The 8,593-nt window shown below is 68.7% G+C and carries 6 protein-coding genes; 4 read left to right on the top strand and 2 right to left on the bottom strand.

Translation table 11 applies throughout. From position 1 onward, the window contains the following. The first annotated feature begins 289 nt into the window (after positions 1-289). The 4 genes from EBL84_RS15050 (at position 290) to EBL84_RS15030 (ending at position 5,761) form a co-directional block, all read left to right on the top strand. Positions 290-1,555 (top strand): DUF2325 domain-containing protein, encoded by a 1,266-nt coding sequence (locus tag EBL84_RS15050; protein WP_148040311.1) that lies wholly within the window; start codon positions 290-292, stop codon positions 1,553-1,555. Between the two features lie 58 nt (positions 1,556-1,613). Further along, complete coding sequence (locus tag EBL84_RS15045; protein WP_223806160.1) at positions 1,614-2,279, top strand: HD-GYP domain-containing protein; 666 nt, start codon at positions 1,614-1,616, stop codon at positions 2,277-2,279. Positions 2,280-2,678: 399 nt separating this feature from the next. Further along, positions 2,679-4,505, top strand: a complete 1,827-nt coding sequence (asnB, locus tag EBL84_RS15035; protein ID WP_123141562.1) for an asparagine synthase (glutamine-hydrolyzing) — start codon at positions 2,679-2,681, stop codon at positions 4,503-4,505. Between the two features lie 143 nt (positions 4,506-4,648). Continuing rightward, positions 4,649-5,761, top strand: a complete 1,113-nt coding sequence (locus tag EBL84_RS15030; protein WP_123141561.1) for a glycosyltransferase — start codon at positions 4,649-4,651, stop codon at positions 5,759-5,761. A gap of 44 nt (positions 5,762-5,805) precedes the next feature. Here the strand turns inward: EBL84_RS15030 and EBL84_RS15025 are convergent, their stop codons facing one another. Both EBL84_RS15025 and EBL84_RS15020 read right to left on the bottom strand, forming a co-directional pair. Beyond that, a complete protein-coding gene (locus EBL84_RS15025) occupies positions 5,806-7,134 on the bottom strand; it encodes an IS4 family transposase (protein ID WP_123141560.1) in 1,329 nt (442 codons plus the stop codon). A gap of 190 nt (positions 7,135-7,324) precedes the next feature. Then, the coding region (locus tag EBL84_RS15020; protein ID WP_305028016.1) for an integron integrase at positions 7,325-8,593 on the bottom strand (1,269 nt) is incomplete at its 5' end.

Raw genomic sequence — 8,593 nt, 5'->3', positions numbered from 1 at the left:
CCAGTGAGCGTTGACCTCAACGACTGGCGCAGGGCGCGAGAGGCTTTACGGCTGCCTGTCGTTCCCAGGGAAGGGAGGACGATGCGGGGACGCCCAGTCGCCAGACGACGTCTGGAAGCCGCTCGCATGTTCCCTTTCGCGTTCTTTGCGGTTCATCCTCTCCGGCATCTGATGGCTGGCAACTGGTGGCTGATGGCTGGTCGCTGTCAGCTGAAACCCCTTGCTTTCTCGCTAATGAGAATTATTATTGACTCCATCCCAGAGCCAACCCACGCCGAAGGAGTCCGGCATGTGTGAGTCCCGACCGTCCATCGTGTCCTCCAATGTCATCGCACCGCCACTCGAAGCACCGCAGCCGGGGCAGCGCCCATCAAGCCGGCGCCGCAAGCTGTGGGAGCTCGCGCACAAGTTCCACTGTCCGGTGATCGGTACCTGTCTGCACGTCGACGAGCTGCGCGAGATCGCGCGCAAGAGCGGGGTGCGCCAGCACGCGCGCGCCAGCGACTTCGACATCCATGTACGCTGTGTCGCCGCCGCCGAGCAGCGCGGACCGCTCTCCCAGGCCACCCACAAGGCGCTCGAACGCAAGCACGCGCGGATGATCAAGCGCTTCGCCCGCGCCAAGGACAGCGAACAGGTCGCCGCGCTCTGGGATCAGGCACGCGCCGAGGGCGAGATCCCCGGGGCCTTCTGGGCGCTGATGACCCACCCCCATGCCGACGCCATGCTCTGCGTGCGCGCCTACGAGGACGTGCACATGCTCTCGCACCAGATCGGTGCCGGACTCGGCGCCGATCTGCGCGCGCTGCGCGAGACCCGCGCCCAGCTCGACCGCGCCCAGCGCGACGCCGCCGAGCGCGAGCGCCGGCTCAACCGCAGCCTCGCCGAGCGCGAGGCCCGTATCGAGCAGCTGGAACAGACGGTCGAGCAGCACCAGGGGCTCGAGCGCGCCCTCGAACGCGCCGAGGGCGAACTCGCCGCGCTGCGCGACCAGGACCGCTCGGCCAGCCTCGACGAGGAGCGGCGTCGCGCCGATCAGGCCAGCGCCCGGGTCGCGACCCTGGAGGCACAGCTCAAGCGCGAACGCGAGCACCGCGCCGAACTCGCCGAGCGCCTGGCACAGCGCGAGGACGCGCTGCGACGACTCGAACAGCGCTTCGCGCAGATCGAGCCGGAGGACTGCTGCGGTGGCTGCGCCGCCGCCGACGACTCGGTACCCGACCTCGCCGGGCGGCGCATCCTCTGTGTCGGCGGTCGCGGCTCGCTGGCCAGCCGCTATCGCAACCTGGTGGCACGCTGCAACGGCGAGCTGCTGCGCCATGACGGCGGGCTGGAGGACAACCGCCAGCGGCTCGAATCGCTGCTCGCCAAGGCCGATGCGGTGATCTGTCCCGCCGACAACTGCAGCCACGACGCCTATCTGCGCACCAAGCGCTTCTGCAAGCGCACCGCCAAGCCCTGCGTGCTGCTCGAACGCTCCAGCGTCGACGCCTTCGCCCGCGCCATCGCCGATCTGGTCGAGCCACCACCGGCCACCACGCGCTCGGCAGCCTGACCCCGGGGCGGGGCCTCAGGCCCCGCCGCGCCCGCAGTCCCTGCACACCAGGACCCAGATGATCCCCGAACTCGTCCGCATCCATGACGTCATCGATGTCGTGATCAGCACTCTCAATGCTCGCGATCCCTATACCTCCGAGCACTCCTTCCGGGTGGCACTGTTCTCCGAGCTGCTCTCCGAGCAGATGTCGCTGCCCGCCCGAACCCATCAGCGGCTGCACATCGCCGCTCATCTGCACGACATCGGCAAGGTCGGCGTGCCCGACGGCATCCTCAACAAGCCCGGTCGACTCACCGAGGTCGAGAAACTGCAGATCCAGCTCCACCCGCGCATCGGCTTCGACATCCTCCAGCGCCTGCCGACCTTCCGCGAGGTCGCCCGCATCGTCCTTCACCATCACGAACGCATCGATGGACTCGGCTACCCCAACCGGCTGCACGGCAGGCAGATCCCGCTCGAATCACGCATCATCGCCGTCGCCGACGCCTTCGACGCCATGACCTCGGACCGCCCCTATCGCCGCGGCATGCCCGTCGAGACCGCCGCCGAGGAGATCGCCCGCCATGCCGGCGACCAGTTCGACCCCGAGGTGGTCGCACACTTCGAGCGCGCGATCGACCTGCTTGCGACCCACGTCCAGTCCGGCCAGGAACCCACCCGCCTCCCCGGCGAACCCGACCACGACAGCCTGATGCACTCGCGCATCGCCAGCGCGGCCTGATCGAGCCGCGGGCGGGAGGGGGAAAGCCTCCAGCCTCCAGCCTCCAGCCTCCAGCCTCCAGCCTCCAGCCTCCAGCCTCCAGCCAGATTGTGAACCGCAAAGACACCAAGGACACGAAGGGGTTTTGCGCTTTTGAAAAAGGACACCCATTTATCGAACGCCTGGACGCCAACCACACAACCCCTTCGCGTTCTTCGCGGCTTGGCGGTTCACATCTTTGCGGTTCACATCTTCCGAAGGCTGGCGGCCGACGACAGCGCCCCGGTCGCCAGCCGCAACCCTCGACAACCAGCCGGCGCCTCGTATCATGGGGAGCGGTCGCACCAGCGCGGTGCGTCGAGACATGAGGGGGCGAGGACCTATGGCCAGATATCATCCAACCAAGACGGGGTCGCGCTGATGTGCGGGATCGCCGGTTTCATCCTGCGCGCCGGGGTCGAACCCGCGCCCGGTACGCTCGAGCGCATGATCGAGCGACTCGGACACCGCGGCCCGGACGACAGCGGACTCTATCGCGAGGGCGCGGTGGGGCTGGCGCAGTCGCGGCTGTCGATCATCGGACTGGAGACCGGGCACCAGCCGCTGCTCGCGCCCGCCGACGGGCTGGCGCTGGTGGCCAACGGCGAGGTCTACAACTATCGCGAACTCAACGCCGCGCTCGGCGCCGCCGGGCGGGTGATACGCACCGGCTCGGACTCCGAGACCATCCTCCACGCCTACGCGGTGCACGGGCTCGACGCGCTCGAACGGCTGCGCGGCATGTACGCCTTCGCGCTGCATGATCGCCGGCGCGAGCGGCTGATCCTCGCCCGCGACCGACTCGGCATCAAACCGCTGTTCTACGCCCGGCTGGCCGACCGGGTGGTGTTCGCCTCCGAGCTCAAGGCACTGCTCGCGCTGCTGCCCGAGCCGCCGCGGGTCTCGGCCCCGGCGCTGCGTCAGTTCCTCCATCATCAGTTCGCCGCCGGCGAGGACACCTTGATCGAGGGCGTGCGCCGCGTCCCGCCGGGCGAGGCGCTGGTGATCGACTCCGAACTCAACCTCACCCATCACCGCTACTGGTCGGCGCGGCGCGTTGCCCCGCGCGACATCGGCCCCGAGTACGCCAGCTACGAACTCGGCGAGCGGCTCGACGCGGCGATGCGCGAACACATGCGCGCCGACGTGCCCTTCGGCTTGTTCCTCTCCGGCGGGGTCGACTCGGCGGTGCTCGCCGCCCTGCTCCACCGTCACGGCGCCGGGCGCATCCACAGCTTCTCGGTCGGCTATCGCGGCACCCGCATGGCCGACGAACTCGATGCCGCCGAGCGGGTCGCGGCACACTTCGGCTTCGAGCATCACCGTCTGGAGCTGGAGCTGGATCAGGTCTTCGGTCGCATCCCCCACAGCATCTGGGCCGCCGACGAACTGATGCGCGACTATGCCTGTCTGCCGACCTCGATCCTCGCCGAGCAGGCCAGCGCCGAGCTCAAGGTGGTGTTCTCCGGCGAGGGCGGCGACGAGGTGTTCGGCGGTTATGGCCGCTACCGCCCGCCGCGGCTGGAGCGCTGGGGCAAGGGGCTGCTGCGTCCCGGCAGCGGCGGCTTCCGCACCCGGGGACAGTGGGCCAGACGCTGGCAACGGGCGCTGTACGGTGCGGCGCTCGCGACCGTCGAGCCGCCCGATCGCGCCCCCTTCGTCGCCGCCTGGCAGGCCACCCCCGGCGACTGGTCCGACCTGCAGCGACGTCAGTACACCGACCTGGTGACCGCGCTGCCCGACAACCTGCTGGTGAAGACCGACCGCATGCTGATGGGGTTCGGCGTCGAGGGCCGGGTGCCCTTCCTCGACCACCGTCTGGTCGAGTTCGGGCTGGCGCTGCCCGACACGCTCAAGACCCGCGACGGCAGCGGCAAGTGGCTGCTCAAGCGCTGGGCCGAGCCGCTGCTGCCGCCGGGGCACCTGAGCGCGCCCAAGCGCGGCTTCCACGTCCCGGTCGGCGACTGGCTCGGAGGCGAGCGCGCCGCCCGGGTCGGCGAGCTGCTGGCGCGCAACGACGGCATCCGCACCTGGTTCCGCCCCGAGGCCCTGCCCGCGCTGGTTGCCGCACGGTGCGCCGGGCGCGGCGGCGGGCGCGAGCTGTTCGGGCTGCTGCAGTTCGCGATCTGGCACCGTCTGTTCATTGAGCGGCCGGGGCTCACGCCCGCCCCGCACGAGGACCCGCTCGACTGGATCGCGAGCGACTGAGCCCGGGCCACGCGTCGCTGGCCAAGCCGCGCGCGCTGGCGCAGAATGACCCCACAGGACCGCGTCCGCCGCGCGCCGCTGGCGGACGCCCGAGCACCATGGATGGCGCCCGATCGTCATCCGGCCACCGAGACCCGCGCCGCATGACCGAGCCCGCACACATCGCCTGCTTCCTCTCCACCTCGGGACACAGCGGCGTCGACCGGCTCGCCCGTCACCTGCTGCCGGCGATCGCCCGGCGCGGCCACCGCGTCGACCTGCTCAAGGTGCGCGGCCACGGCCCCGAACTCACCGATCGGCCGCCGGGGCTGCGCATCATCGACCTCGGCACCCGCCACACCCTCGCCACCCTGCCCGCGCTGGTACGCTATCTGCGCCGCGAGCGCCCCGACGTGCTGCTCTCCGACAAGGACAAGGTCAACCGTCTGGCACTCGCCGCGCGCGCACTGGCACGCACCCCGACCCGATTGGTGCTGCGCTCGGGGATTACCATCTCGGTCGATCTCGCCTCGCGCGGGCCGCTCGACCGCTGGGTGCAGCGTCACTCGATGGGCTGGCTCTACCGCTTCGCCGATCGCGTGCTGGTGCCGAGCGTCGGCGCCGCCGACGACATGGCCCGCTACACCGGCCTGCCGCGTGAGCGCATCCACCCGGTCGACTCGCCGATCGTCCCGGCGCGGCTGTTCACCGAGCAACAGCCACGTCCCGATCACCCCTGGTTCGCCGACGACGCCCCGCCGCTCATCCTCAGCGTCGGTGAGCTGTGCAGCCGCAAGGACTTCGCCACCCTGCTGCGCGCCTTCGCCCGGGTGCGCGCCGAGCGCCCCTGCCGGCTGATGATCCTCGGGCGCGGCAGCGCCCGCGAGCGCCTGCTGCGCCTCGCCGACGACCTCGGCGTCGGCGCCGACTTCGCCCTCCCCGGCTTCGTCCCCGAGCCCTACGCCTACATGGCCCACGCCGCCCTGCTCGCCTTCTCCTCGCGCTGGGAGGGCCTGCCCTTCGTCCCCGTCGAAGCGCTGGCCGTCGGCACCCCGGTGGTCTCCACCGATTGCCCCAGCGGCCCGCGCGAGATCCTCCAGGACGGACGCTACGGCCCCCTGGTCCCGGTCGGCGACGATGCGGCACTGGCCGAGGCGATCAAGGCGACGCTGGATGATCCGTTGCCGAAGGCGGTGTTGCGGGAGGCGGCGGGGCGGTTTGAGATTGAGCGGGCGGTTGGGGGGTATTTGGGGGGGATGGGGGTTTCAGAAAAATAACATAATTTCACTTAACCCCTAAAAGGCATCTCCTTACACACAACTCACTCCAAGTCTCCAAGCTCTTGAACGAACTGCATCGCCTCGCAGAACTCCCTGACCTGCTGGAGGCCGATCCAGAGGGTTTTGACGCCGGGTTCCCCGTCGCGCTTGCGCCCGAGGAATCCGCCGAGGGTGGCGATGAGGCGGATGACGGTGTTGAGCGTCGGGGCGCGCTTGGGTGGCTTCTTGCGGTTGAGGATGTAGGCGGCCTGCCACTCCTGGCGATCGAAGAGCAGCTCGGCATCGAGTTCGGGGAGCGAGCGCCCGAGGCGCATCAGTCGGGTGATGCGCCAGGCGATGATCAGGAACAGGACCAGGGCCTTCTCGATACGCTCAACCTCGGCCAGCTGCAGCGCCTCGACGCGGCAGCCCTCCTTGAGCACGCGGAAGAACAGCTCGATCTCCCAACGGGCGCGATACCAGTCGATGAGTTCGGCGGCGCTTTCGGCGTCGTTCACCTCGCGGTTGGTCAGCAGACGCCAGACGATCGGGCGGACCCCGCTCGGGGCGCCGACCTCGGTGGCGACCAGGCAGGTCACCGCGAGCGTACCGCCGCAGCGATCGTCGAGCGCGACGCGCTCGGCGCGCAGCTGCTGGTGCACCCGTCGCGCCTTTCGCCCTTTGCCCGCCGGCAGCTCGAAGCACAGCTCGCCGAGCGGCTCGGCGGCCTCCAGACGACTCCAGAGCTTGCGCCCCTCGGGCAAGGCGCGATTGTGACTCGCGCGCACCAGGTAGTCGGCACGATGCCCCAGCTCGCGCGCGCGCACCAAGAGTGCCAGCAGGTCGGCTTCGCGATCGGCGACATAGACCAGGCGGGTCTCGGGCAACTCCGCGGCCAGCTCCGCCACCCGGCTGTAGCCTTCTACCCAGCGCGTGCTCTCCTTGCCGCCCGGGCGCACCCCATCGGCCCCCTTCGGCGCTCGCGCCCACATCCACGCATCCACCACGCCGAGCGCCTCGCGGCTGGGACTCACCGCCAGCGTCGGGTGCAGATACATGCCCCGCTGCGCCTCGTCGCTCAGCGGCCCCAGCCCCTTGATCCCCTGGCCGTTGAAGTCCAGCTCGGTGGTGTCCTGCACGCACAGCGCCACCGACTGCACACCCATCCGCTCCAGCGTGCGCTCACGATGCGGCGCGAGCAGATCCAGCCAGTCGAAGCGCGACTGGCTCAGGAACCGATACGCCGCCTGCGTCTCCGACCAACCGTGACAGGCCCCAGGCACGCTCGCCCCAGGCTTGGCCGAGAGCCGCTCGGCCAACAACACCGAGCGGGCGTTCAACCGCTCGTCTCCCAGATCGATCGTGCTCAACTCGGCGGCGGCCCAACTCATCTCACGTGTTCTGCTCTGCTGATGACGACAAGGCGCTCAGGATCGCTGGTGGCGGGAGATATGTGTAAGGAGATGGGTCTGGCGGCCCTCGCGCCGCCACCGGGGACGCTGACATCCCGGTCCATCGTTCCACCTCCCCGTAGGGCGCAATAGCGACAGCCTATTGCGCCGAAAGGAAATCACCGCTCGCTCACACCAAGGCATCCAGCGGACTCCGCACCCCCTTCCCGCCGCGATTCAGCACATGCGTATAGATCATGGTGGTCGACACGTCCGCATGCCCCAGCAATTCCTGAACCGTGCGGATGTCATATCCCGCCTGGAGCACATGGGTTGCGAAGCTATGTCGAAGCGTATGGGGCCCGACCCGCTTCGTGATGCCGGCCGCTTGCGCCGCGCGATTCACGGCCTTCTGGAGGGCCGACTCGTGCAGATGATGACGTCGCGCGGACCCGCTGCGCGGATCCTGAGAGAGTCGTCCGCTTGGGAAGACGTATTGCCACTGCCAATCCTTGGCGGCGTTCGGATACTTGCGTGCCAAGGCATCCGGGAGATAGACCTCGCCGTAACCCTCCGCCAGGTCGTTGTCATGCAGTACCTTCACGCGCGCCAATTGATCCCTCAGCCCATCCCGAGCGCGCTCCGGCAATGGAGCCACCCGATCCTTGCCCCTCTTGGCATTGCGGATCAGGATCTGGCCGTATCCGAAATCGACGTCCTGCACGCGCAGCCGGACGCATTCCATCAGCCGCATCCCCGTGCCATAGAGGAGCGATCCCATCAATTGGTGAACCCCGTCGAGCTGGTCGAGAAGCGCCGTGACCTCGGCATGCGTGAGCACCGTGGGCAGACGCCGAGGACGCTTGGCGCGGGCGAAACCACCGACGTCCAGATCCTCCCTCCCCAAAACCTCGCGATAGAGAAAGACCAGGGCATTGAGCGCCAGATTCTGGGTGCTCGCGGCCACGCGCCGATCGACAGCCAGATATTCCAGAAAACGCCCGATATGCGAGGCGTCCAGATCGGTCGGATCCCGATTTCCGCTGAAGGCGATATAGCGCATCATCCAATGGACATAGGTCTGCTCGGTGCGGATCGCCATTCCACGGACCCGAATGGTCTTGACGACACGATCCAGCAGGGCCGAATGCGTCTTGCGGATCTCGGCGAAGGAATGATTCGAGTCATCCGATGAATCCACGTCCGGACTCGCCGGACCCGCTTCATAATCCCGAGCCACCGTCGGATGGCTCGGCTCCAGCCGTCGGGCCGATGCCCGCCACTGCTCCCAGTCCACTTGCTCCAGCCATTCCACGCCCGTGAGCTCGAACAAAATCCGTATAGCATCGACAATCTGGCGAAACTGCCAGTCCTTCATCTCGGTCCTCTGACCCACCTCCGTCAGATAGCGCTCGACGTCGGCAGGGCACTGCTCCGCCAGCTTCCGATCCGGAAAAGC

Origin of the sequence: Marichromatium sp. AB31, from assembly GCF_003718685.1 — a bacterium.
In the GTDB taxonomy this organism is placed as follows: Bacteria; Pseudomonadota; Gammaproteobacteria; order Chromatiales; family Chromatiaceae; genus Marichromatium; species Marichromatium gracile.
The sequence above is the reverse complement of the archived record's forward strand: the minus strand, read 5'-3'. Positions and strand labels throughout refer to the sequence as shown.